Raw genomic sequence first — 21,962 nt, 5'->3', positions numbered from 1 at the left:
TTGGATTTTTTCCTATCCGCGCCAATGCGCCTTGTTTTTGCGACATATTGCTCCAACATTCGCACATGCGGATGAGCCGCATTTAGGCTGGCATGGAGGCGTGGCAATGGCATTGCGCTTGAAAGAGCGGTTCGAGAAGAAGTTCGACGACGAAATCCGGTTCTTCAAAGGTATGATGCAGGGGCCGAAAACGGTCGGCGCCATCGCACCCACTTCGTCGATCACGGCACGGCGCATGGCCAGTGTCGTCGATACCCCCCATACCGGACTGCCGGTGCTGGAACTCGGGCCGGGTACGGGCGTTATCACCAAGGCGATCCTTGCCCGCGGCGTGAAGCCCGAGGACATCGTTTCCGTTGAATATTCCGAAGACTTCTACCGCCACCTGACGCGCACCTACCCCAAGGTCCGCTTCGTTCATGGCGACGCCTTCAACCTCGGTAAGACGCTCGGCGCCCTGTCGGACCAGAAGTTCGATTCCGTCATCTCGGCGGTTCCGCTCCTCAACTTTCCCATGGACGCGCGCATCAGCATGCTCGAAGACCTGCTCGACCGCGTTCCGGCGGGCAGGCCTGTCATGCAGATTTCCTACGGTGCGGTTTCACCGATCATCGCCCGTCCGCATAGCTACCATATCCAGCACTACGACTTTATCGTCCGGAACATTCCGCCGGCGCAGCTCTGGGTCTATAGCCGGGCATAATCGACCATGTTCGCACTTTATATCACGCACCCGCAGGTGAAGATCGATCCTGGCGTGCCTGTTCCCCAGTGGGGATTGTCGGACATCGGCGCGGAAAGAGCTCGTGCTGCCGCCACCCTTCCCTGGGCCGGCCGATTGAAACGCATCGTCTCCAGCGCCGAGGTCAAGGCGATGGAGACGGCAGCGATCCTCTCGAAAGCCTCAGGCATCGGTTATGAAAGTGTCGAGATCATGCATGAAAATGATCGGTCGGCCACCGGTTTCCTGCCGCCGCCGGAGTTCGAGAAGGCGGCCGACTGGTTTTTCGCCCATCCGACCGAAAGCTTCCACGGCTGGGAAAAGGCAGCGGATGCGCAACGGCGGATCGTCGATGCCGTGGAGACTGCGCTGGCCGGTCATGATCCTTCCGCTCCGATTGCTTTTGTCGGCCATGGCGGCGTCGGAACGCTGTTGAAATGCCATCTTGCCGGCCTTCCCATCGCGCGCAGCAAAGACCAGCCGGGCGGCGGAGGCAATCTTTTCGCCTTCTCCCTTGCGGATCGGCGCATCACATGCGACTGGACGCCCATGGAAACCTGGCAGGAGGAGTGGACCGTTGACCGCACGTGAACGCCTGATCGTCGGACTGGACGTGCCGACACTGCGCGAAGCCGAAACCATCGTCGACAAGCTGGCGGACGACATTCTCTTCTACAAGATCGGGTATCAGCTCGCCTTCGCCGGCGGTCTCGAATTCGCCCGCGATCTTGCCGCCAGCGGCAAGAAGATCTTCCTCGACATGAAGCTGCTCGACATCGACAACACCGTTGCCTCGGGCGTCGAGAACATCGCGAAGATGGGCATGTCCATGCTGACGCTGCACGCCTATCCGAAAGCGATGCGGGCGGCGGTCGAGGCGGCCAGGGGCTCCGGCCTTTGCCTGCTCGGCGTAACCGTGCTCACCTCCATGGACGAGCAGGACCTGATCGACGCCGGCTACGAATACGATCCCCATACGCTGGTATTGAAGCGGGCCGAACAGGCGTACATCGCCGGCATGGGCGGCATCGTCTGTTCGGCGGAAGAAGCCTCCGCCGTGCGCAAGATCATCGGCCCGGACATGGCGCTGGTAACCCCGGGCATCCGGCCGGCCGGCGCGGACAAGGGCGACCAGAAGCGGGTGATGACGCCCGCCGATGCGCTGAAGGCGGGCTCCAGCCACCTCGTCGTCGCCCGGCCGATCGTGAAGGCGCCCGAACCGAAGGAAGCCGCCCGCGCAATCCTTGCCGAAATGGACGCAGCGCTTGCCTGAGGGCGCAGTTGGCGGAATCAAAAGCCGGGAAGGTCCACGAAGTCATCCGCGCTGAAAGCGCAAGCAGGGAGAGAGAACATGCCCAAAGGTTACTGGATCGCCCGTGTCGATGTTCGGGATCCCGAGCGCTACAAGGACTATGTGGCAGCCGCAAAACCCGCCTTCGAAAAGTACGGCGCGAAATTCCTCGCGCGCGGCGGCGCTTTCACGGAACTCGAGGGAAAGGCACGCGGCCGCAACGTCGTCATTGAGTTTCCGTCCCATCAGGCAGCCGTCGACTGCTACAACTCGCCCGAATATCAGATCGCCGCCAAAATCCGTCAGGAAGTGGCCGATGCGGAGATGGTCGTCGTCGAAGGCGCATGAGACGATCGGAAGCATGCAATGGCGGAGGATGGCTCTTTCGCTGACAAAGGGATTCGGCTAAGAGACGAAAAGACCATAGCGCATTCCGCACCAGCCTTTTCATGGAGCCCATCATGACCCTGTCCAACCTGCCGCCGCTCGTCACCGTGTTTGGGGGATCGGGCTTCGTCGGGAGGCATGTCGTCAGGGCGCTGGCTCGCCGCGGCTACCGCATCCGGGTCGCCGTGCGCCGGCCGGACCTCGCCTTTCATCTGCAGCCGCTCGGCAATGTCGGGCAGATCTCGTTCACCCAGGCGAACCTGCGTTACCGCGCCTCCATCGACGCCGCCGTGCAGGGCGCAGACCATGTCGTGAACTGCGTCGGCATCCTCTTTGAAAGCGGCCGCAACAACTTCGGCTCTATCCAGGAGTTCGGCGCCCGCGCCGTGGCCGAGGCCGCCCGTTCGGTCGGCGCGAAGTTCACCCATATCTCGGCCATCGGCGCCGATGCCAATTCCCCGTCGCTTTACGCCTCCACCAAGGGCAAGGCCGAAGCCGCTATCTTCTCGATCCTGCCCGATGCCGTCATCATGCGTCCGTCGATCATCTTCGGTCAGGAAGACGGCTTCTTCAACAAGTTCGCCGGCATGGCCCAGAACCTGCCCTTCCTGCCTCTCATCGGCGGCGGCAAGACCCGGTTCCAGCCTGTTCATGTCGAGGACGTCGCCGAGGCAATCGCCCGGTCGGTGGACGGCAAGCTTGCCCGTGGCAAGATCTACGAACTCGGCGGCAAGGAGGTGCTGACCTTCCGCCAGTGTCTCGAGACGATCCTCGAGGTCGCCAACCGCAAGCGCCCGTTCGTCCCGATGCCCTTCGCCATCGCCTCGCTGATCGGCTCCATCTCGTCCGCGATCCCCTTCGTCAAGCCGGCGCTTACCAGCGACCAGGTCAAGCTCCTGAAGGTGGACAATGTGGTTTCCGACGCCGCCAAGGCCGAGGGACGCACTCTCGAGGGCATGGGAATCAATCCCGCGGCGCTCGCCTCGATCCTGCCGACCTACCTCGTGCGCTACCGTCCCCACGGCCAGTTCAACGGTGCCGGAAAGGCTGCCTGACGGCAGCCTGAGGCTTTTTGGCCCGTCCCAGCGTTGCACAAAAGACGCAGCCGAAAAATAGCTGCGTTAACGGGGAATTCAGCAAGATATTCTATTGATGAGAGTGTCGGCAATGCGTAAACACTCGACCCGTTCGCGCCTCGCGCTGCTGCCGGCGACGACTCACAGCATCACTCTCAAGAGGCCTCTTCATGGGTAAGTCTATCGCACTGTTTTTTGCGTGTGCGGCACTGGTGATCCTCGCCGGATCTTTCGTGGCACCTTCGACTGTCGCAGCCCGCAAGGGCAACTGTGCCCCCGCTTATGGCGTCGATCCCTGCAGCACCGGCGCCATCGCCGTTACCCAGTAAGCCTCTCCCAGATATTCATATGAAAAAGGCCGGACATTCGCCCGGCCTTTTGTCGTTTCGGGATGTCGCGCCCGGTCAGTAACCGAGCGCCAGAGCCACCAGGCCGATGGAGCCGATGGCGATACGCCACCAGGCGAAGGGCGCATAGCCACGCTTCGAGACGAAATCCAGCAGCGCACGCACGACCAGCAGAGCCGAGACGAAGGCCGCGATGAAACCGATCGCGATGATGGCGGTATCGTCGAAGCTCAGGGCGTTCCTGTTCTTGTAGAGATCGAGCGCGAAGGCGCCAACCATGGTCGGCATGGCCAGGAAGAAAGAGAACTCCGCGGCAGAACGCTTGTCAGCGCCCAGCAGCAACGAACCGACGATGGTTGCGCCCGAGCGGGAGACGCCGGGGATCATCGCCACACACTGGCAGAGGCCGATCTTGAAGGCGAGCGGCATTGGATAGGTGAGCGCGTTCTTGTAGCGGGGGGTCAGATGCAGGCGATCGACCCACAGCAGCACGAAACCGCCAAGGATCAGCGTAATGCACATCAGCGCGGGGGTCTCGAACAGCACCGACTTGATAAAGTCATGCGCAAGAGCGCCGATCACGGCTGCCGGGAGGAAGGCAACGAGGATCGACAGGACGAAGCGACGGCTGGCGGGGTCCGACGGCAAGCCGATGGCGATGAGGAACAGCTTGCGGAAATAGACGCTCAGGATAGCGAGGATAGCTCCGAGCTGGATCAGCACGGCGAAGGTATTGCCCGGCGACTTGAAGCCGAGAAAGTGCCCTGCTAGCAACACATGCGCTGTCGACGACACGGGGATAAACTCCGTGAGGCCCTCGATCAGGCCGAGGAAAAGCGCGCTGAGAATTGATTGATCTTCCATGGGGTTTCCTTGAGGGGGAGGGACAGGAAAGCGATTTGCTTGTATTGCGCGAACCAAGCTCATATAGCTTGGAAGCCGTGGTCATGACCAGCCGCTCTACGCATCATGCCGGAACCAACAGCCCATAGAATTCGAGTAACAATGCCGACGTTGTATCATCATTCCATGTCCACCGCGTCCCGGTTCATCCGGCTGGTACTTGCCGAATACGGCTTTCAGGTGGACCTGGTGGAAGAGCAGACCTGGGAAAAGCGGCGGGAGTTTCTCTCGCTCAATCCGGCCGGCACCCTGCCGGTCTATGTCGATGACAATATGCGTACGCTCTGTGGGCCGACGGTCATCAGCGAGTTTCTCGACGAGACCCATGGCGTACTGAAGCGCGATCGCCGGCTTCTGGCCGAGGATCCCTTCCAGAGGGCGGAAATCCGCCGGCTGACGGAATGGTTCCTGCAGAAGATGGAGCACGACGTCACCAAGCCGCTGGTGCGCGAGCGGGTCCACAAGCTGCTGATCCCCAACGGGCTCGGCGGCGGTGCGCCCGATTCCAAGATCCTGCGGACCGCGCGCACCAATATCCGCCAGCATATGAAGTATCTGAGCTGGCTCGCGGGATCCCGCACATGGCTCGCTGGCGACCGGCTGAGCTATGCCGACCTTGCCGCCGCATCGGCCATCTCGGTGCTCGACTATCTCGGCGAGATCGAATGGTCGGAATTCCCCATCGCCAAGGAATGGTATCAGCGCATGAAATCGCGCCCCTCCTTCCGGCCGATGCTGGCCGAGCGCATTCGCGGCCTTACCCCGGTCTCGCATTACGCGGACCTGGATTTCTGACGGGGGCGGCAATGCCTGCGCCTGCACCCGACAATCGGAACGACAGGCGGCGCGCCGGGCTGACGGCATTCATGAAGAGCGAGGCGGCGGTGCAGGGGTTTTCCGTCTGCCGCATCACCCTGCCCGATTCCATACCGGAAGCGCCGGAACGACTCGCAGCCTTCATCGCTGCGGGCCAACATGGCACCATGGCCTGGATGGAGGAAACGCAGGCGCGTCGCGCCGATCCCCGAGTGCTGTGGAGCGAGGTCCGCTCTGTGGTGATGTTCGGCCTGAATTACGGGCCGAATGAGGATCCCCGCCACCTGCAGACAAGACCGGACAGGGGCGCCATCTCCGTCTATGCGCGCAATCGCGATTATCACGACGTGATGAAAGGCCGGCTGAAAGAGGTTGCGACACGCTTTGCCGCGCGCGCCGGCGCGGATGTGAAGGTTTTCGTCGATACCGCGCCCGTGATGGAAAAGCCGCTGGCAGTGGCAGCCGGACTCGGATGGCAGGGTAAGCACACCAATCTGGTCAGCCGTGAATTCGGCTCCTGGCTTTTTCTCGGCAGTCTTTTCACCACTGCCGAACTCGATATCGATACGCCGGAGATCGATCATTGCGGCTCCTGCCGCGCCTGCCTCGGAGCCTGCCCGACCGATGCCTTTCCGGCTCCTTACCAGATCGATGCACGGCGCTGCATTTCCTATCTCACCATCGAGCACAAGGGCGTCATAACGAAGGAATTGCGACCGGCCTTCGGCAACCGGATCTATGGCTGCGACGACTGCCTTGCCGCCTGCCCGTGGAACAAGTTCGCCCAACAGGCCAGCGAGATGAAGCTGAAGGCGCGCGAAGATCTCCTGGAGCCGGAACTGCGCTTCCTCCTCTCTCTCGATGACGCCACATTCCGCACCTTCTTCAGCGGCTCGCCGGTGAAGCGCATCGGCCGCAACCGCTTCATCCGTAACTGTCTGATCGCTGCCGGCAACTCCGGCAGCGCGGAATTCGCCGACATCTGCTTTACCCTCATGGACGACGAGGCGGCGGAGGTGCGTGGAATGGCAGTCTGGGCGCTTTCACGCCTGCTGCCGACGGAGACGTTCAAGACGCTGCGGGAAACGCGGCTCAATATAGAAGAAGACGCAGACGTGCGGCAGGAATGGAACTGAGGGACAATGGCGATGCATATGATGATCTTCGGCGCGGGCTATTCCGGCAAGGCAATCGGCGCGCTCGCCGCATCCCAAGGCCATGACGTCTCCGGCACGACCCGCAGCGCCGAAAAGGCAGAGGCACTCTCCGCATCCGGCATCCGTCCTCTTATCTTCGACGGCACGACGCTGACCGAGGAACTGAAGAGCGAATTCGCCAAGGTCACCCATCTGGTTCAGTCTATCGCACCGGGCCGTGACGGCGATCCGCTTCTCCGCCTGCTGGGCAACACGTCGCTTTCCGAAGCCATGCCGTCGCTGGAGTGGATCTCATATCTTTCCACCGTCGGCGTCTATGGCGACCATGGCGGCGCCTGGGTGGACGAGGAAACGCCAGCCAAGCCCGTGTCACAGCGTTCCGTCGAGCGGGTGGAGGCGGAACAGGCCTGGCAGTCGCTGGCCGAGGCCTCCGGCCTGCCGCTCGCCATTCTCCGGCTTTCCGGCATCTACGGCCCGGGCCGCAACGCCTTCGTCAATCTCTCCAATGGCACCGCACGCCGTCTTATAAAGAAGGATCAGGTGTTCAACCGCATCCGGGTGGAAGACATCGCGGCGGCTGCGGCATTCCTCGGCGAGCGACGTATTGGCGGCATATATAATGTCACCGACAGCGAGCCCTGCCCCCCGCAGGATGTCGTTTCCGAGGCGGCGAGGTTGATGGGCGTAGAGCCGCCGGCCGAGCAGTCCTTCGAGACAGCGGAACTGACGCCGATGGCGCGGTCATTCTACGGCGAGAACAAACGGGTTTCCAACGCCCGTATCCGCTCACTCGGCTTCCGGTTCCAATACCCGGATTACCTGATATCGCTCGCCGAGATGTGGTCCGAAAACCGCTGGAACAAATAGGCCGCAGGCCTCGTTTACCCCGGTTGAGCACACGCTGAGAGAGTGTCGATAAAGACGCTCGCCCCTGAATCACCATAATTAGGGCGGCAAATATGGCGTGGCGGATTTTTTTTGCGCGATTTTCTTCGTGATCGCTTCATTTTGGGATTCATCTGAAATTCCATTCCATTTATCGCCTGTAAATAAACGATTTTTTCTGGATTATTTATAAACCGTTAATTCGACGATTCGAGTTGCGTAATCACGAATGTTACAGTCTGTAATGTTACGTGATCGACATGAGGCACGTTTTTGCCATTTTTTCCCATGCTTAAGCCCCGCCACGCAAAAACTTTGCGGAGTTCAACAACAAGGGAAATGCAAATTGACGAAGATCCGGCGCTCTACCTTCACCTCGGCAATGATTGTCGCGCTCACGGCTTTCGCCCCGCTCTCGGCTCATGCAGCCTCTTCATGCGGTGGCGCATCCTGGTATGCACTCAGATCCAAGACTGCTTCCGGTGAACGTATGAACCCGTCGAATCTGACTGCGGCCCACAAGTCGCTGCGCTTCGGCACCAAGCTGAAGGTCACCAACGCCAGGAACGGCAAGAGTGTCGTCGTGCGCATCAACGATCGCGGCCCGTTCATCCGCGGCCGGGTGCTCGACCTCTCCAAGGCTGCAGCCCAGAACATTGGCATGATCAGTTCCGGCCACGGCAAGGTCTGTTACGAAGTCATCGGCTGATTGGCTGATATCCGCAAAGTGGTGCCGACGCACCGCTTCTGAGGCGGGACGCTTGCTCTTGCCCGCGTTCGCCGCTACCACGCTCTCTTCGAAATGAGGAGAATGAACATGCGTCTGGGCGGCCGACTTGCCGGTGCGATCGAGGTTCTGAACGATATTGAAACCCGCCGCCGTCCGGTTGCGGATGCGTTGAAGGACTGGGGGCTCGCCCATCGTTTCGCCGGATCTGGCGACCGCGCCGCCATCGGCAACATCGTCTATGACGCCCTGCGCATGAAACTTTCCCATGCCTGGCTGATGGACGACGACAGTGCCGCGGCACTCGGGTGGTCGGTGCTGCTGCGTCAGTGGGGTTATACCGCAGAAGCCTTGGCCGCCGAATTCGACGGCGACAACTTCGCTCCCCAGCCTTTGACGGCGGACCATCTGTCCGCCTTTTCCAGCCGCAGACTGGAAGACGCCCCACTCCATATACAGGGTGACATTCCGGATTGGGTTGAACCCTCCTTCGAGAAGGCCTTCGGCGAAGGCTGGCTTGCGGAAGCAAAGGCGCTTGCCGAACGACCGACACTCGATCTGCGCGTCAACACCCTGAAATCAACCCGCGAGAAGGTCCTGAAGGCGCTCGACCGCGCCGGCGCCCAAGCCGCGGCAATCGCACGCTTCGGCATGAGGGTCGCGGCCGGCGAGGGACCGTCGAGACTTCCCAACGTCACGGCCGAACTCAGCTTCCAGAAGGGCTGGTTCGAAGTGCAGGACGAGGGCTCCCAGATCGTTGCCGATCTCGTCGATCCCCGCGAGGGAGATCAGGTGCTCGACTTCTGCGCCGGCGGCGGTGGCAAGACGCTCGCCATGGCGGCGGCCATGCACAACAAGGGTCAGGTCCACGCCTATGATGCCGACCGCAAGCGTCTCGCGCCGATCATCGAACGGCTGAAGCGCGCCGGCACCCATAACGTTCAGGTTCATGACAGCCTAAAGGCGCTCGGCGGCCTCACGGGCCGGTTCGACCGCGTTCTCGTCGATGCGCCCTGCACCGGCACCGGCACATGGCGCAGACGACCCGACACCAAATGGCGTCTGACGGCGCGCAATCTGCAGGAGCGCGTCAGCCAGCAGCAGGAGGCGCTGACCGAGGCGGCGGATTATGTCCGCCCCGGCGGCCAGCTTATCTATGTGACCTGCTCGCTGCTGCCGGAGGAAAACGACGCGCAGGTCACGGCCTTTTGCGAAAACAATCCGGAATTCGAGATCGCGCCCGCGCTCGAAACCTGGGACAAGCTGTTTGGCGCCGCCGCGCCGCGCCCCCTGTCGTTGAACGGTCGCACCATCACGCTCAGTCCCGCCTCGACAGATACCGATGGTTTCTTCTTCTGCCGGATGACACGCAAGACCTGAGAAAACAGCCGCTCCCGGGCCCATGGTTGACAAACGTCAGAAACAGCGCCACGCGCTGTTTCTAGACTATTTGACACCAGTTTATTTTTCCGCCAAGACAGGCTCGTTCGTTTCAAGGGATTGGCGCCGAAGCGTCAAAGGAGAGACCATGACCCGGAAAACTGTGATCGGCGCTTCGCTTGCGCTGCTGGTTGCCTCGGCAGCCTTCGTCGCCGGCCCGGCAGCCGCCGCGACCGACGAAGCCGCCGTACTCAAGCATTATGCCGAACTGGCGCATGCGAAGTACGAGGATTCGCTCAACACCGCGAAGGCTCTGGATACGGCAATCGACGCCCTCATCGCCGCGCCGAGCGAAGACACCTTGAAGGCTGCGCGCGCCGCCTGGATCAAGGCACGCGTTCCCTACCAGCAGTCGGAAGTCTACCGCTTCGGCAACCCGATCGTCGATGACTGGGAAGGCAAGGTCAACGCCTGGCCGCTGGATGAAGGCCTGATCGACTATGTCGACGCTGCCTACGGTACCGAAAGCGATGAGAACTCGCTCTACGTCGCCAACGTGATTGCCAACAAGCACATCAAGATCGGCGGCAAGGACGTCGACGCAACCAACATCACGCCCGAATTCCTCTCCGAGACGCTGCATGAAGCCGGCGAGATCGAAGCGAACGTCGCGACCGGCTACCATGCCATCGAATTCCTGCTCTGGGGCCAGGACCTGAACGGCACCGGTCCCGGGGCCGGCAACCGCCCCTACACGGACTACGACACCAAGAACTGCACCGGTGGCAATTGCGATCGCCGCGCCGCCTATCTCAAGGCCGCCTCCACCCTGCTCGTCTCCGACCTGCAGGACATGGTCACCGCCTGGGCTGCCGACGGCGAAGCCACCAAGCATGTCGAAGCCGACCCGAAGGCGGGCATCACAGCCATCCTGACCGGCATGGGCTCCCTCTCCTACGGCGAGCTTGCCGGCGAGCGCATGAAGCTCGGCGTGCTGCTGCACGATCCGGAAGAAGAGCATGATTGCTTCTCGGACAACACGCACAACTCGCATCTCAACGATGCGATCGGCATCGCATCCGCCTATACCGGCGAATACACCCGCGCCGACGGCACCAAGCTGACCGGCCCGTCGCTTTCGGAACTCGTCGCCGCCAAGGATCCGGCGCTCGATGCGGAAATGAAGGCGAAGCTCACCAAGACGCTCGACGCGATGCACGCCATGGCCAAGCGCGCCGAGACCGTGGAAGCCTACGACCAGATGATCGGCGAAGGCAATGCGGAAGGCAACGCCACCGTACAGGCCGCCATCGATGGCCTGATCGACCAGACGAAAACCATCGAGCGCGTCATTGCGTCGCTGGATCTCGGCACGGTTGAGCTTGAAGGTTCCGACAGCCTCGATAATCCTAACGCCGTGTTCCAATAAGACAAAGGCGGGCCACCGGACAGCATCCGGTGGCCCGGTCACATTGACGATGCCCGGTTCCTTGCTTCGCGCCATGAGACGCGCCCTTCTCGCAGGCTTCTGCACGATTGCCCTAACGGCCCCGGTGGCCGGCGAGGAAGCGCCCCCGCAACGGACCGACCTCTCGGCCAAGGACCTGAAACGGGTCCTCAAGGTCACCGAACCAACCACTGATTTTTCCAAACCGGAACAGTTCGAGCCGATGCAGGGCGGGGCCGGCACGTCGACCAAGCCGATCAACGGCGACTCCTTCTCGCATTTTTCCGCCAATATCACCTTCTCCGAGGAGGAGACCTTCAAGCTCGGCAATGCGCTGTTTCGCAAGTTCTGGGTTTCCTCCCCCTCGTCCACGCAGGCTTCCGACGGTCTGGGTCCGCTGTTCAATGCGCGCGCCTGCCAGAACTGCCATCTGAAGGATGGGCGCGGTCGGCCGCCGGAAGGCAATGCCGACGCGACATCGATGTTCCTGCGGCTTGCCCGCCCGGCCCGTACCGACGAGGAGCGCCAGGCGGTCGCCGATCTCAAGGCGGTCAATTTTCCAGACACCATCTACGGCGCTCAGCTGCAGGACATGGCCGTGCCCGGTATCCCGGCAGAGGGCCGGATGGTCATCACTTATACGGAAGAGCCGGTGACGCTTGCGGGCGGCGAGACCACGATGCTGCGCAAGCCCGCCTATAGCGTTGCGGACCTGAATTACGGGCCGCTCGAAGCGGATACGACCCTTTCCCCACGCGTCGCCAACCAGATGCCGGGTCTCGGCCTGATCGAGGCCATTGCCGATGCCGACATCCTGGCGAAGGCCGATCCCGATGACCGCGACGGCGACGGCATTTCCGGCCGCGCCGCCCGCGCCCGCGATCACCGGACCGGCGAGATGAAGCTTGGCCGCTTCGGCTGGAAGGCGCAGAACGCCTCGGTTCGCGACCAGAGTTCGAGCGCATTTGCCGGCGATATCGGCATTTCGACGCCCGATGCGCCCCGCCACTATGGTGACTGCACCGAAGCGCAGGAGAAATGCCGCTCCATGCCGAACGGCGTGCAGGCGCGGCTCGGCGATACGGAAGCGCCGGATCCCGTGCTCGACCTCGTCACCTTCTACTCGGAAAATCTCGCCGTACCGGCGCGCCGCAATGTCGGCGATGCCACGGTGCTCAAGGGCAAGTCGCTGTTTTACGGCGCCGGCTGCGCCTCCTGCCACACGCCGAAATACGTGACCCGCCGGGATGCTGCGAACAAGGCGCAGTCGTTCCAGCTCATCTGGCCCTATTCGGACTTTCTGCTTCATGATATGGGCGATGGACTGGCGGATGGCCAGCAGGTCGGCGACGCCTCCGGCCGGGAATGGCGGACGCCTCCTCTCTGGGGTATCGGCCTGACCGAGGTGGTGAACGGCCATACCTTCTTCCTGCATGACGGGCGGGCCCGCAACCTCACGGAAGCGATCCTCTGGCATGGGGGAGAAGCCCAGCCTGCCCGTGATCGTTTTGCCAGCCTGACACCCGAAGAACGCAAGGCGCTCGTCACCTTTCTGGAGTCCCTATGAAGCGGAATGCCCTTCTCCTCCTCGCCGCAATGCTTGCCACACCCGCCGCGGCGCAGGATGCTACGCTCGCCGCGCCGAGACTTCATGAGGAAGCCATTTCCACCGTGCTGGAGAAGGCAGTCGACGGCTTCATTCGCCCCGGCTACCGCAATTTCCGCGACCATGCAGATGCAATGGGCGCCGCCATGCAGACGCTCTGCTCCGCACCCTCGCAGCAGAACCTCGATGCCGCAAAGACTGCCTTTGGCGAAACCGTTACCGCATGGTCCCATATCGAAATCGTTCGCATTGGCCCGGTGATCGAGGATAACCGCTTCGAGCGCATCCTGTTTTATCCCGACCGCAAGAGCACCGGCCTGAAGCAGGTGCAGGCGGTTCTCGCCAAGCCTGACGAAACGGCAACGAGCGTCGACACGCTGAAGGACAAGAGCGTCGCTATGCAGGGTCTGGGCGCGCTGGAATTCGTGCTCTACGGCACCGGCTCGGAGGTTCTTGCGACCGAAAAGGACGGCTTCCGTTGCCGTTACGGCACCGCGATTGCCGGCAATCTCGAACGGCTCGGTGGCGAACTGGTCGATATCTGGGACAAGCCGGACGGCATTCAGGACGCTTGGAAGCATCCGGGACCTGACAATCCGGTCTTCCGCGATGGTCGGGAAGCGATCACCGCCCTGCTCGGCATTCTGGTGCATGGCGCCGAGGCCGTGCGCGACCAGCGTCTCGAGACCTTCTACAAGGGCGAGGCCAACAACACCTTCCCGAAACAGGCGATCTACTGGCGTTCGCAGAACACCTTCAAATCGGTCGCCGACAACATCGATGGCATCCGCACGCTGCTCGACAGTTCCGACATGGTCGAGTTGCTGAACGAGGACGTCCGCTCCACCGTTTCGTCGATCAATTTCGTCGCCAAATCGCTGGAACGCGTAGCGATGGACATCAATCCGGACGTCGAGGTTGCGGTCACCGATCCTGCCCAGCGAGCAAAGCTCGACTTCCTGCTCCTGAACGGCAAGGACCTGATCCTCCGCCTCAACAACGATTATGGCGGCGCCGTGGGGCTCGGCGCGGGCTTCTCCTTCTCCGACGGGGATTGACATGGCCCGGCGCGCGCTGATCGATCGGCGTCTCTTCGTCAAGGCCGCCGGCCTTGCCTTCCTGCAATCGCTGACGCCGCGCGCGGCCTTTGCGCTGGAGCGGACGGACGCCGTTTTCGCCTCCGGCTTTCGCGCTCCGGACGGCCATTACGGTATCGGTCTCGTCAGCGAGGACGGAACCTTCATCGACGAAATACGGCTGCCGGACCGCATCCACGGCCTCGGCCATAGTGCCGCAACGGGGCTGACCGTCGCCTTTGCCCGCCGCCCCGGCACCTTTGCCGTTATCTTCGACAGCCTGAAGCGTACGGAACCCGTCATCATCTCCGCGCCGGAGAACCGCCATTTCTTCGGGCATGGCAGCTTTTCGCCGGATGGCCGCCTGCTTTACGCCAGCGAGAACGATTTCGACGCCAATCGCGGCATGATCGGCGTCTATGATGCCCGTGACGGTTTCCGCCGCGTTGGAGAATTTCCCGCACATGGCGTCGGCACCCATGACATGACGGTCAGCGATGACGGCCGGTTTCTCCTTATCGCCAATGGCGGCATCGAGACCCATCCCGATTTCGGCCGCACCAAGCTCAATCTCGATCACATGGAGCCGTCGCTGGTCATCGCCGACGCAAAAACCGGCGAACTCATCGAGAAGCATGCGATGCCGGACAAGCTGCGTCAGCTCTCCACCCGCCATCTCGACATCTCTGCCGACGGGCGCGTCTGGTTCGCCTGCCAATATGAAGGCCCGCGCAACGACCTGCCGCCGCTCGTCGGCCATTTTGCCCGGGGAGAAGATGTCACCTTCATCGATCTTCCCGAAGAGACGACGACGGGGCTTGGAAATTATGTCGGGGCCATCGCCGTCAACCGCGGCAAGGGGCTGGTCGGGTTGGCGTCGCCCCAAGGTGGCTTCACGGTGACGCTCGATGCGAAGACCGGCAAGGTGATCTCGCAGGCGAGAGTTGCCGACGCAGCAGGCATCGCCGCCGGCAAGGAGGGCTTTGCCGTTTCTTCCTATGACGGCAGTTTCGAGAAAACCCGCAGCCCGGTCGCCTGGGACCAGCATATCGTCCGCATCGCCGCCGGCTAATCACTTCATGTTTGTCGGTCCGCATCTTGGCGGACGGCGCCAGCGCGCTATCTTCCTTCCATGCGCAGGCTCATCATCCATCTGGTCTTCATCGTTGTCGTCGTCGGCTTCGGCGTGCTTTCCGGCCTCTCCAACATGCCGGGAGAGTGGTACCAGTCGCTGGCAAAACCGTTCTTCAATCCACCATCATGGATTTTCGCGCCGGTCTGGACCGTGCTTTACGTGCTGATTGCCATTGCCGGCGCACGCATATGGGAAAAGGCGCCGGCGTCCGCCGCCATGCAGATCTGGTTTGCGCAGATGATCCTCAATCTGGTCTGGTCGCCCACCTTCTTCGGTCTGCAAGCTCCGGGGCTGGCGCTGATCGTCATCGTCGTCATGCTTCTTGCCATTCTCGGCTTCATGCAGCAGGCAGAACCGATCGACCGTCCGGCGAGCCTCCTGTTTGCCCCTTACGCGTTATGGGTCGCCTTTGCGACGCTGCTCAACGCATCGATCTTCTTGATGAACTGATTTTGGATTTCGCCCTCTTCTGCCGCTTGCCGAAGCGCATGGGGCGTGCCAATTTCGCACCTGCGAGAGGGGCCTGACTTATGAGTGAAATCAACAGCGACGGGGTGAGCGAGCGGATCCGGCAGAGCTTTGGCCGCCAGGGCGCCATGCGCACGCTCGGTGCGGAACTCACCCGCATCAACCAGGGCGTGGTCGAGATAGAACTGCCCTTCGACGAGAAGCTGACGCAGCAGCACGGCATCCTGCATGCAGGCGTGATCTCGGCGGCGCTCGATACCGCCTGCAATTATGCGGCCTATACGGTGATCGACGCCGAGGCCGCCATGCTGACGATCGAATTCAAGGTGAACCTGATGTCACCGGGACGCGGCGAGCGCTTCCTGTTCCGCGGTGAGATCACCAAGCCCGGCTCGACCATCATCGTCGCGGACGGGCGCGGCTACGCGCTCAGCGACGGTCCCGCCAAGCTGATAGCCTCGATGACCAGCACGATGATGGTCGTTCGGGGTCGAGAAGGTATTTCCGGATGACATTCGAACTCAAGTCGGTTTCAGGCAAGTCCGTCCTCTTCGTCATGGCGGTGGATGCGGAATACGGGCCTTTCCTGCGTTCGCGCATCGATCCGCTGATGACCGGCGTGGGCCCGGTGGAAGCGGCGATCGTGCTGACGCGGACGCTGGCAAAGCTGGAGGAAGAGGACGAACGCCCAGATCTCATCGTTTCGCTCGGCTCCGCCGGGTCAAACAGGCTGGAACAGACCGAGGTCTATCAGGTCTCGTCGGTCGCCTACCGGGACATGGATGCTTCGCCGCTCGGTTTCGAGAAGGGTCGCACACCCTTTCTCGACCTTCCGGCGGCTGTCGAACTGCCGCTGCGCATTCCCGGCATTCCGGCGGCAAGCCTTTCCACCGGCGCGAACATCGTCTCCGGTCCGGCCTACCAGTCGATCTCGGCCGATATGGTCGACATGGAAACCTTTGCCGTGCTTCGCGCCTGTCATGCCTTCAACCTGCCCCTGATCGGGCTCAGGGGCATTTCCGACGGCCGCGAGGACCTCGCCCATGTCGACGACTGGAAACAATACCTGCATGTGGTCGACAGGAAGCTGTCGCTGGCTGTCGACGGGCTGTTCGACGCACTGGAAGATGGCGTCTTCTGGTTCTGAACCACGGAAAAGAGCGCTAAAGCAATTCCAGTAAAAGTGGGAACCGGTTTTGCGTCCGGAATTGCGAAAAAATTACGAGATAGAGCATTGGAGGCGATTTTGTTATCGCCGGAAACGCTCTGACACGCCCGAATTACGGACAATCGGCACAATTCTTCGATTGAAAGAACCGCCGCTTTTCTTTAAAGGCTCGCCATGACCCAGACAGCACATCCCGACAGCGTTCTCATCATCGATTTCGGCAGCCAGGTGACACAGCTCATCGCCCGGCGCGTCCGCGAAGCGGGCGTCTATTGCGAGATCGTTCCCTTCCAGTCCGCCGAGGAAGGCTTCGCCCGGCTGAAGCCCAAGGCAGTGATCCTGTCCGGCAGCCCGGCATCGACCCTCGACGAGGGAAGCCCGCGCGCGCCGCAGGTGATCTTCGACAGCGGCCTGCCGATCTTCGGCATCTGCTACGGCCAGCAGACGATGTGCATGCAGCTCGGCGGCAAGGTCGAGGGTGGCCATCACCGCGAATTCGGCCGCGCCTTCCTTGAGATCGACAAGGAATGCGCGCTGTTCGAGGGGCTCTGGTCCTCCGGTTCGCGCCATCAGGTATGGATGTCCCACGGCGACCGTGTCACCGCGATCCCGCCGGGCTTCGAGGTGGTCGCCACTTCTTCCAACGCACCCTTCGCCTTCATCGCCGATGAGAAGCGCAAGTATTACGCCGTGCAGTTCCATCCGGAAGTGGTGCACACGCCGGATGGCGCCAAGCTGATCGGCAATTTCGTGCACAACATCGCCGGCATCAAGGGCGACTGGACGATGTCCGCCTACCGCGCCAAGGCCGTCCAGCAGATCCGCGATCAGGTCGGCGACAAGAAGGTCATCTGCGCGCTTTCCGGCGGCGTTGACTCTTCCGTTGCCGCGCTGCTGATCCACGAGGCCGTCGGCGACAATCTCACCTGCATCCTCGTCGACCACGGCCTGATGCGCAAGGACGAGGCGGCCAACGTCGTCGCCATGTTCAAGGAACACTACAACCTGCACCTCATCCACGTCGACGCCGTCGACCGCTTTGTCGGCGAACTGGAAGGTGTCAGCGACCCGGAAACCAAGCGCAAGATCATCGGCCGCCTGTTCATCGAAACTTTCGAGGAAGAGGCCAAGAAGCTTGGCGGCGCGGAATTCCTCGGCCAGGGCACGCTCTATCCCGACGTGATCGAGAGCGTCTCCTTCACCGGCGGCCCCTCGGTCACCATCAAGTCACACCACAATGTCGGCGGTCTGCCCGACCGCATGAACATGAAGCTCGTCGAACCGCTGCGCGAACTGTTCAAGGACGAGGTCCGTGTGCTCGGCCGCGAACTCGGCCTGCCGGACAGCTTCATCGGCCGTCACCCCTTCCCGGGGCCGGGCCTCGCCATCCGCTGCCCCGGCGGCGTTACCCGTGAAAAACTCGACATCCTGCGCGAAGCCGATGCCATCTATCTCGACGAGATCCGCAAGGCAGGCCTCTACGACGCGATCTGGCAGGCTTTCGCAGTGCTGCTGCCGGTCCAGACCGTCGGTGTCATGGGTGACGGTCGTACCTACGAATTCGTCTGCGCGCTGCGCGCCGTGACCTCCGTCGATGGCATGACCGCGGATTTCTATCACTATGACATGGAATTCCTCGGCCGCGCCGCGACCCGCATCATCAACGAAGTGCGCGGCATCAACCGCGTCGTCTACGACGTAACCTCGAAGCCCCCGGGCACCATCGAGTGGGAGTGATCCCAACCGATCATCATTGTTAAAAAGCATTGCGGCCGGGAACCCTGTTTCCGGCCGCAATGCTTATTGTGGTTATAAAAGGTTCCGGGAGCGGCGTTCGGTCACACAAATCTATGCGTGTTGATGCTGCCTTAGGACCTTGTGGAAGTATAGACTTAAGGAATCCGGTTGCGTTCCGGCCACGGCAACCGGGTTGATGCTGACGACACAGGCAAGGACCAGTCACGGTGACTATCGCATCCATCGGCACGCCCCCGCTTTCCGTAAGCGACTATATTTTCCGCAAGATCGTGACGGAAATGGAAGACGGGATCATTGCGCTCGACGAGCAGGGGATCATCCGATACTGCAACCCATCGATAGAAGGCCTTTTCCTGCACGCGCCCGAAAGGCTCATCGGCCGGCCGCTGGAAGTCATTCTCCCTCCGCGCTACCGGAAAAATCATCACCATCACCTCTTGGACTTCGCAAGCGGGCCGACCGATGCGCGTTACATGGGAAGCCGCAGCTCCTTCATTGTCGGCTACCGGGCGGACGGGACGGAGGTCAATCTCGGCGCGACGATCCTGCGCATGCGCGCCGAAAACGGCATGATCTTCGTCGCCGTTCTGCGGGATCTCACCGAGCGGCATGGATACCAGCACGAGCTGGAACGACTGGCAAACACAGACCCGCTGTCCGGCCTCAACAATCGCCGCGCCTTCACCAATCTGGCTGCACCGGAAATTGCTCGTTGCCGGGACATTCACGCGCCCGTTTCCATCGTGCTGTTCGATGTCGATCACTTCAAGGCGATCAACGACCAGTATGGACACGATGTCGGCGACACGGTGATCTGCGAGTTCGCCGATGTTCTGAAATCGGTGACTCAGGCCGACGATCTGCTGGCGCGCTGGGGCGGGGAGGAATTCATCCTGTTCATGCCGGAAACAGGCCTCGTCCGCTCGGGGGCGATTGCGGAAATGGTCCGGCGCAGCATTCAGGTTCTGGAGTTCGGCCAGCCCAATGGCCTCCGTCTGCACCTGACAGTCAGCGCCGGCGTCATATGTTCCAACGACGCGGACGAGACGCTTGATAACATGATCCGCCGCTCCGATCACGCGCTCTATGCCGCCAAGGAAGGCGGCCGGAACCGCGTGACGCTGGCCGGTCCCCGGGAAGCTCTCGCGGCACTCGCCTGATTCCCGGCACCCGTCCTGAGCCGGTATTCGTGTGGAAGAACAGAGAATGCGACGAATCAACTCATGAAACTGATCGGACAGCGATCGCGCACGCAGACGTTTTCATCGCAGACGCGGCAGACGACGTTCTGGTCGTCACCTAGATCGACGAGGGCGGGCAGCACCTTTTCGGCCAGATGGCCGAGCAGATGAATTTCCTCCTCGCTCAACGCTGCAAAGGCGCGGTCCGTCACGCTTCGGCGCGCCTGAACGCTCCGCTCATAGAGTGACCGGCCCTTCTCCGTTAGGGTCAACGTCTTGGCGCGACGGTCACCCTCCATCGGCTCTCCCCGACGAACCAGATCGTCGCCTTCCAGCTGGTCAATCAGCCTGACCGTGGCGGAATGGGAAAGGCCGATGATCCGGCGGAGCGCCTCGACCGTATGCCCGGAGCCAAGACCTATCTGGATGATCGCGGCAACCGCGCTGGGACCAAGCCCCGTCTCGGTAGAAAAAGCCCGCTCCATCTTGTCGACGAGAGCAAGACTCATCGCTCCGAAGATGTTTTCAAACCTGAATTTCTCTTTCTCGTCGATCACGCGGCACCTCTATATGTATATTGCATATATTGCCCGCGAATGACAGCTATGAGCGATGGAAAGGTTTGAGCCGGCCTCATTTTCCTTCACCCTCCGCCATGCTATCTGCAACCGATCACGAGTCAGGGATAAAGCCGAACCATGCCCACCACGATCTACGGCATCAAGAATTGCGACACCATGAAGAAGGCCCGTGTCTTTCTGGACGAGCACGGGGTGGAATATGCCTTCCACGACTATAAGGCTTCCGGCATCGACCGGCCGCATCTCGAGCGCTGGTGCCGCGAAGCGGGGTGGGAAACCGTTCTCAATCGGGCCGGCACGACCTTCCGCAAGCTGCCGGATGCGGCGCGGGAAAATCTGGACGAGGCGCGAGCCATCGAACTGATGTTGGAGCAGCCATCGATGATCAAGCGACCCGTTCTGGAAAAGGACGGCCGGCTGCTGATCGGCTTCAAGCCAGAAACCTACGAACGCTTCCTTGCGGAGTAAGAACTGCCATGTCGAAGACCACTCGCGCCACGCAGGCGCTCGCCAAGGAAGGCATCGCCTTCACCGTTCACACCTATCAATACGACCCGGATGCCGAGCGGATCGGGATGCAGGCAGCGGAAGCGATTGGCGAAGAGCCTCGTCGCGTGTTGAAGACGCTGATGGCCGAACTCGATGGCAAGCCGGTCTGCGTCGTCGTTCCCTCCGACAGGGAGGTCAGCATGAAGAAGCTTGCCTCTGCCCTTGGCGGCAAGTCGGCGGCGATGATGAAGCCCGCCATGGCGGAGAAACTCACCGGCTATGTCGTCGGCGGCATCAGCCCCTTCGGCCAGAAGAAGAAGGTGCCGACCGCAATCGAGATCGCCGCGCTCGATGAGCCGCATGTCTTCATCAACGGCGGCCAGCGCGGGCTGCAGGTGAAGCTTGACCCGAAGGATGTTCAGCGCGCGCTGGGAGCGGTTGCCGCCCCCGTCGTCGCCTGAGTTGCCGTAAGCCGCACCTTACTTCCAGGTCGCGGCCCAGTCCCTCAGAGCGTCCCTGGCCGTGACAGGCCATTCCTTGACCTCCGGCCGGACGATAATCTTCTGGTCCTGCGGCTTCCACGCGAGATAGACCCGCGTCGTGGCGGGATCGGCCGCCACCAGCGCCTCGACGCCACCGCAATTGTGCGGCTGGCAAGCGGTGCCGATATAGAAACCGTTCTTCATCTCACCGCTGCCGACGCCGGTGATGATCTGCTTGTAGTTTTCCGCGTCGTTACCGAGCATGCCTTCCATCTGCGTGGCGATCTCGGCGTAGCCGAAGAGATCGCCGGGATGGCCGGGAGCGGCTGCCGCAAGTTCCCGCCACCCCTTGGCCGCATCCGGCACGAAGGCCACCGCATCCAGCGTCTTGAAGCCGCCGGTCGGATCCCAGCTCCAGCGTTCGCCGTCCCGACCCGGCAAGGGTGGTGCTTCGAAGACCAGCCTGCTCTCTTCCTCCTTCGCCGTGACCGGCATGCAGGTATCGAGCGGCTCTTCGAAGTTCGGAGCGCCGCCCTTCGGCAACATCAGGACAAAAGGCGAGCCGGCACAGGCATTACCGCCAGCCGAGGAATCGCCGATCACTACCGGCATGCCGGCAACGAGCGCGACCTGCGTGACCGAGACATAGATGTTGGTGTGAAGCGCCTTGCCATCGACCTTGAGCGTCTCGCCATCGTCATTGCTGTCAATCGTCACCTCATGGCCGAACATCGTCATGCGGAATTCGCTTGCCGAGGCGGCGTTCAAGAACACAGGCGCCGTCGCCAGCAGCAGTGAAAAGGTTGCCCCGGCCAGATACCGGACTGCCGGACCCTTGCCGTCGCCCTGGTCTTGCCTTTCGCCATTTTTCCACCCCCGCG

General features: G+C 61.8%; 25 protein-coding genes. 22 read left to right on the top strand and 3 right to left on the bottom strand.

The window, feature by feature from the left end; genetic code table 11:
• Positions 1 to 106 precede the first annotated feature (106 nt).
• The 6 genes from pmtA (at position 107) to NBH21_RS14385 (ending at position 3,804) form a co-directional block, all read left to right on the top strand.
• Complete coding sequence (gene pmtA, locus NBH21_RS14410; protein ID WP_250914015.1) at positions 107 to 703, top strand: phospholipid N-methyltransferase PmtA; 597 nt, start codon at positions 107 to 109, stop codon at positions 701 to 703.
• Positions 704 to 709: 6 nt separating this feature from the next.
• Complete coding sequence (locus NBH21_RS14405) at positions 710 to 1,312, top strand: histidine phosphatase family protein (protein ID WP_250914016.1); 603 nt, start codon at positions 710 to 712, stop codon at positions 1,310 to 1,312.
• On the top strand, positions 1,299 to 1,994 hold the full coding sequence (gene pyrF, locus NBH21_RS14400; protein WP_250914017.1) for an orotidine-5'-phosphate decarboxylase: 696 nt from the start codon (positions 1,299 to 1,301) through the stop codon (positions 1,992 to 1,994). Before NBH21_RS14405 ends, pyrF begins: the two co-directional genes overlap by 14 nt.
• Positions 1,995 to 2,072: 78 nt before the next feature.
• Positions 2,073 to 2,360, top strand: coding sequence for a DUF1330 domain-containing protein (locus NBH21_RS14395; protein ID WP_163902983.1), 288 nt, complete (start codon positions 2,073 to 2,075; stop codon positions 2,358 to 2,360).
• A gap of 113 nt (positions 2,361 to 2,473) precedes the next feature.
• Positions 2,474 to 3,454 carry a complex I NDUFA9 subunit family protein gene (locus NBH21_RS14390; RefSeq protein ID WP_250914018.1) on the top strand — a complete coding sequence of 327 codons (981 nt, stop codon included), beginning with the start codon at positions 2,474 to 2,476 and terminating at the stop codon, positions 3,452 to 3,454.
• Between the two features lie 191 nt (positions 3,455 to 3,645).
• On the top strand, positions 3,646 to 3,804 hold the full coding sequence (locus tag NBH21_RS14385; RefSeq protein WP_099056316.1) for a hypothetical protein: 159 nt from the start codon (positions 3,646 to 3,648) through the stop codon (positions 3,802 to 3,804).
• Between the two features lie 75 nt (positions 3,805 to 3,879).
• Here the strand turns inward: NBH21_RS14385 and NBH21_RS14380 are convergent, their stop codons facing one another.
• Complete coding sequence (locus NBH21_RS14380; RefSeq protein ID WP_250914019.1) at positions 3,880 to 4,686, bottom strand: undecaprenyl-diphosphate phosphatase; 807 nt, start codon at positions 4,684 to 4,686, stop codon at positions 3,880 to 3,882.
• A gap of 141 nt (positions 4,687 to 4,827) precedes the next feature.
• Here NBH21_RS14380 and NBH21_RS14375 point away from each other — a divergent pair, with 141 nt between their 5' ends.
• From NBH21_RS14375 to NBH21_RS26160, 14 genes are all read left to right on the top strand, one after another.
• Complete coding sequence (locus tag NBH21_RS14375) at positions 4,828 to 5,520, top strand: glutathione S-transferase family protein (RefSeq protein ID WP_099056314.1); 693 nt, start codon at positions 4,828 to 4,830, stop codon at positions 5,518 to 5,520.
• Between the two features lie 11 nt (positions 5,521 to 5,531).
• A complete protein-coding gene (queG, locus tag NBH21_RS14370; protein ID WP_250914020.1) occupies positions 5,532 to 6,677 on the top strand; it encodes a tRNA epoxyqueuosine(34) reductase QueG in 1,146 nt (381 codons plus the stop codon).
• 12 nt (positions 6,678 to 6,689) lie between these two features.
• Positions 6,690 to 7,565, top strand: coding sequence for an SDR family oxidoreductase (locus NBH21_RS14365; RefSeq protein WP_250914021.1), 876 nt, complete (start codon positions 6,690 to 6,692; stop codon positions 7,563 to 7,565).
• Between the two features lie 364 nt (positions 7,566 to 7,929).
• A complete protein-coding gene (locus NBH21_RS14360) occupies positions 7,930 to 8,292 on the top strand; it encodes a septal ring lytic transglycosylase RlpA family protein (protein ID WP_113446997.1) in 363 nt (120 codons plus the stop codon).
• Between the two features lie 108 nt (positions 8,293 to 8,400).
• Positions 8,401 to 9,690 (top strand): RsmB/NOP family class I SAM-dependent RNA methyltransferase, encoded by a 1,290-nt coding sequence (locus NBH21_RS14355; protein ID WP_250914022.1) that lies wholly within the window; start codon positions 8,401 to 8,403, stop codon positions 9,688 to 9,690.
• Positions 9,691 to 9,838: 148 nt separating this feature from the next.
• Positions 9,839 to 11,119: an imelysin family protein gene (locus NBH21_RS14350; RefSeq protein WP_250914023.1), complete on the top strand. Its 1,281-nt coding sequence runs from the start codon at positions 9,839 to 9,841 to the stop codon at positions 11,117 to 11,119.
• Positions 11,120 to 11,168: 49 nt separating this feature from the next.
• Positions 11,169 to 12,704, top strand: coding sequence for a di-heme oxidoreductase family protein (locus tag NBH21_RS14345; RefSeq protein WP_250914024.1), 1,536 nt, complete (start codon positions 11,169 to 11,171; stop codon positions 12,702 to 12,704).
• Positions 12,701 to 13,801 carry an imelysin family protein gene (locus tag NBH21_RS14340; protein WP_250914025.1) on the top strand — a complete coding sequence of 367 codons (1,101 nt, stop codon included), beginning with the start codon at positions 12,701 to 12,703 and terminating at the stop codon, positions 13,799 to 13,801. Before NBH21_RS14345 ends, NBH21_RS14340 begins: the two co-directional genes overlap by 4 nt.
• Before the next feature lies 1 nt (position 13,802).
• The gene (locus NBH21_RS14335) at positions 13,803 to 14,891 is read left to right on the top strand and encodes a DUF1513 domain-containing protein (RefSeq protein WP_250914026.1); all 1,089 of its coding nucleotides are present in this window, start codon (positions 13,803 to 13,805) and stop codon (positions 14,889 to 14,891) included.
• Between the two features lie 60 nt (positions 14,892 to 14,951).
• Complete coding sequence (locus NBH21_RS14330; RefSeq protein ID WP_250914027.1) at positions 14,952 to 15,404, top strand: TspO/MBR family protein; 453 nt, start codon at positions 14,952 to 14,954, stop codon at positions 15,402 to 15,404.
• An 80-nt stretch (positions 15,405 to 15,484) separates the two neighbouring features.
• Complete coding sequence (locus tag NBH21_RS14325) at positions 15,485 to 15,934, top strand: PaaI family thioesterase (protein ID WP_099056305.1); 450 nt, start codon at positions 15,485 to 15,487, stop codon at positions 15,932 to 15,934.
• Positions 15,931 to 16,569: a 5'-methylthioadenosine/S-adenosylhomocysteine nucleosidase gene (locus tag NBH21_RS14320; RefSeq protein WP_250914028.1), complete on the top strand. Its 639-nt coding sequence runs from the start codon at positions 15,931 to 15,933 to the stop codon at positions 16,567 to 16,569. Before NBH21_RS14325 ends, NBH21_RS14320 begins: the two co-directional genes overlap by 4 nt.
• A gap of 195 nt (positions 16,570 to 16,764) precedes the next feature.
• Positions 16,765 to 18,327 (top strand): glutamine-hydrolyzing GMP synthase, encoded by a 1,563-nt coding sequence (gene guaA / locus NBH21_RS14315; protein WP_250914029.1) that lies wholly within the window; start codon positions 16,765 to 16,767, stop codon positions 18,325 to 18,327.
• A 227-nt stretch (positions 18,328 to 18,554) separates the two neighbouring features.
• Complete coding sequence (locus NBH21_RS26160) at positions 18,555 to 19,508, top strand: sensor domain-containing diguanylate cyclase (protein ID WP_250914030.1); 954 nt, start codon at positions 18,555 to 18,557, stop codon at positions 19,506 to 19,508.
• A gap of 56 nt (positions 19,509 to 19,564) precedes the next feature.
• Here NBH21_RS26160 and NBH21_RS14305 read toward each other — a convergent pair whose 3' ends face one another.
• Entirely contained in the window at positions 19,565 to 20,086 is a 522-nt protein-coding gene (locus NBH21_RS14305) for a MarR family winged helix-turn-helix transcriptional regulator (RefSeq protein WP_250914031.1), read from the bottom strand.
• 141 nt (positions 20,087 to 20,227) lie between these two features.
• Here NBH21_RS14305 and NBH21_RS14300 point away from each other — a divergent pair, with 141 nt between their 5' ends.
• Both NBH21_RS14300 and ybaK read left to right on the top strand, forming a co-directional pair.
• The gene (locus tag NBH21_RS14300; RefSeq protein WP_250914032.1) at positions 20,228 to 20,578 is read left to right on the top strand and encodes an ArsC family reductase; all 351 of its coding nucleotides are present in this window, start codon (positions 20,228 to 20,230) and stop codon (positions 20,576 to 20,578) included.
• Between the two features lie 8 nt (positions 20,579 to 20,586).
• Positions 20,587 to 21,060, top strand: a complete 474-nt coding sequence (ybaK, locus tag NBH21_RS14295; RefSeq protein WP_250914033.1) for a Cys-tRNA(Pro) deacylase — start codon at positions 20,587 to 20,589, stop codon at positions 21,058 to 21,060.
• Between the two features lie 18 nt (positions 21,061 to 21,078).
• On the opposite strand, the gene NBH21_RS14290 is transcribed toward ybaK, so the two are convergent.
• On the bottom strand, positions 21,079 to 21,855 hold the full coding sequence (locus tag NBH21_RS14290; protein ID WP_250914034.1) for a hypothetical protein: 777 nt from the start codon (positions 21,853 to 21,855) through the stop codon (positions 21,079 to 21,081).
• Positions 21,856 to 21,962 lie beyond the last annotated feature (107 nt).

It is taken from the genome of Ciceribacter sichuanensis, assembly GCF_024055605.1.
Lineage (GTDB): Bacteria > Pseudomonadota > Alphaproteobacteria > Rhizobiales > Rhizobiaceae > Allorhizobium > Allorhizobium sichuanense.
This window is presented reverse-complemented; position numbering and strand designations above follow the sequence as displayed.

What these genes read in the sequence shown, in the direction of transcription:
- NBH21_RS14330 (WP_250914027.1), top strand. Translation starts at nt 14,952, where the DNA reads ATGCGCAGGCTCATCATCCATCTGGTCTTCATCGTTGTCGTCGTCGGC.
- NBH21_RS14335 (WP_250914026.1), top strand. Translation starts at nt 13,803, where the DNA reads ATGGCCCGGCGCGCGCTGATCGATCGGCGTCTCTTCGTCAAGGCCGCC.
- NBH21_RS14345 (WP_250914024.1), top strand. Translation starts at nt 11,169, where the DNA reads ATGCCCGGTTCCTTGCTTCGCGCCATGAGACGCGCCCTTCTCGCAGGC.
- NBH21_RS14385 (WP_099056316.1), top strand. Translation starts at nt 3,646, where the DNA reads ATGGGTAAGTCTATCGCACTGTTTTTTGCGTGTGCGGCACTGGTGATC.
- NBH21_RS14355 (WP_250914022.1), top strand. Translation starts at nt 8,401, where the DNA reads ATGCGTCTGGGCGGCCGACTTGCCGGTGCGATCGAGGTTCTGAACGAT.
- guaA (WP_250914029.1), top strand. Translation starts at nt 16,765, where the DNA reads ATGACCCAGACAGCACATCCCGACAGCGTTCTCATCATCGATTTCGGC.
- NBH21_RS14300 (WP_250914032.1), top strand. Translation starts at nt 20,228, where the DNA reads ATGCCCACCACGATCTACGGCATCAAGAATTGCGACACCATGAAGAAG.
- NBH21_RS14350 (WP_250914023.1), top strand. Translation starts at nt 9,839, where the DNA reads ATGACCCGGAAAACTGTGATCGGCGCTTCGCTTGCGCTGCTGGTTGCC.
- NBH21_RS14340 (WP_250914025.1), top strand. Translation starts at nt 12,701, where the DNA reads ATGAAGCGGAATGCCCTTCTCCTCCTCGCCGCAATGCTTGCCACACCC.
- ybaK (WP_250914033.1), top strand. Translation starts at nt 20,587, where the DNA reads ATGTCGAAGACCACTCGCGCCACGCAGGCGCTCGCCAAGGAAGGCATC.
- NBH21_RS14390 (WP_250914018.1), top strand. Translation starts at nt 2,474, where the DNA reads ATGACCCTGTCCAACCTGCCGCCGCTCGTCACCGTGTTTGGGGGATCG.
- NBH21_RS14365 (WP_250914021.1), top strand. Translation starts at nt 6,690, where the DNA reads ATGCATATGATGATCTTCGGCGCGGGCTATTCCGGCAAGGCAATCGGC.
- NBH21_RS14325 (WP_099056305.1), top strand. Translation starts at nt 15,485, where the DNA reads ATGAGTGAAATCAACAGCGACGGGGTGAGCGAGCGGATCCGGCAGAGC.
- queG (WP_250914020.1), top strand. Translation starts at nt 5,532, where the DNA reads ATGCCTGCGCCTGCACCCGACAATCGGAACGACAGGCGGCGCGCCGGG.
- NBH21_RS14320 (WP_250914028.1), top strand. Translation starts at nt 15,931, where the DNA reads ATGACATTCGAACTCAAGTCGGTTTCAGGCAAGTCCGTCCTCTTCGTC.
- NBH21_RS14380 (WP_250914019.1), bottom strand. Translation starts at nt 4,686, where the DNA reads ATGGAAGATCAATCAATTCTCAGCGCGCTTTTCCTCGGCCTGATCGAG.
- NBH21_RS14375 (WP_099056314.1), top strand. Translation starts at nt 4,828, where the DNA reads ATGCCGACGTTGTATCATCATTCCATGTCCACCGCGTCCCGGTTCATC.
- NBH21_RS14395 (WP_163902983.1), top strand. Translation starts at nt 2,073, where the DNA reads ATGCCCAAAGGTTACTGGATCGCCCGTGTCGATGTTCGGGATCCCGAG.
- NBH21_RS14405 (WP_250914016.1), top strand. Translation starts at nt 710, where the DNA reads ATGTTCGCACTTTATATCACGCACCCGCAGGTGAAGATCGATCCTGGC.
- pmtA (WP_250914015.1), top strand. Translation starts at nt 107, where the DNA reads ATGGCATTGCGCTTGAAAGAGCGGTTCGAGAAGAAGTTCGACGACGAA.